Source organism: Rhodococcus sp. 7Tela_A2 (genome assembly GCF_049311045.1).
GTDB lineage: Bacteria > Actinomycetota > Actinomycetes > Mycobacteriales > Mycobacteriaceae > Rhodococcus.
In genome coordinates, this window is the sequence record NZ_JAXION010000223.1 from 1 (window position 1) to 890 (window position 890).

An 890-nucleotide genomic window follows, 5' to 3' on the forward strand; every position below is an offset into this window, starting at 1 on the left:
GGGCCCCCGCGCGGCGGGGGGGCAGACAACGCCGCTCGGCCCCCCGCCGCGACGGATCAGGTGGGGCAGCGCTGCCTGGCTGACGGCGTACGCGGTCCGCAGGTTGAGGTCGAGCTGGGAGTCGAGGACCTCGATGGGGGTCTCGTGGACCTTCGGACCCGAGGCGAATCCACCGACGAGGTTGACGACGCCGAACAGCGGCGCGTCCGGATCTTCCCCGGCCACCGCCAGCGCATCTTCGAGTTGCTGGTCGTCGGTGAGGTTCGCCTGCACGAGATGCAGGTTGGGGTGGGTACCGACGCGGCTGAGTTCTTCGCGCACGAGCCAGGGCACCACCACTCGCCACCCGGTATCGAGCAGGTGTTTCGTCACGGCTGCTCCGAGACCGCCGGTGCCGCCACTGACCAATACGGTGCGAGTCATGCCACCGCCCCTTCCTGACAGGTTCGCTCGGTCGCCATGAGGCTCCGAAGTACTCTCGGCATCGGTCGCCGAGGTGATGAGAGCCACACTATCGCAAACGGAAATGGAATTCTCCAAATTTTTCCGGCGAATGGGATCGGCATCGGCCCGCCCCCCGTACGAAGATCGTCACGGGCCGGCGTTCCGGCCCGACCGCCACGAAGGGACCCACCCGTGACCGACATCGAAGCGAACTTCCTCCACGTCGGAGAACTGCGCGCCTACCTGGCCCGTCCCGCCGGAGGCAGCACCGGCGCGATGCTGCTCCTGCCCATGATCACCGGTATCGGCGCCCAGGTCCGCGAATACGCCGAGGACATCGCGCGCGCCGGGGCCACGGCGCGCGGGTGGGGCCCGGGGCCCCGGCCCCGCCCCCCCACCCCCCCCCCCCCCCCGCGCGGCGCGCTGGTGGGCCGCCGCGCCGCCGC

Annotated in this window: 1 protein-coding gene and 1 pseudogene; one reads left to right on the plus strand and one right to left on the minus strand. The window is 71.0% G+C overall.

The annotated features are described in order from the left end of the window. A partial coding sequence (locus tag TVH25_RS21340; RefSeq protein WP_422425418.1) for an SDR family NAD(P)-dependent oxidoreductase occupies window positions 1–423 on the minus strand: 423 nt, incomplete at its 3' end. A gap of 213 nt (window positions 424–636) precedes the next feature. Between TVH25_RS21340 and TVH25_RS21345 the strand changes: the two are divergent. Beyond that, a pseudogene (locus TVH25_RS21345) lies at window positions 637–890 on the plus strand (hypothetical protein); the annotation flags it as partial.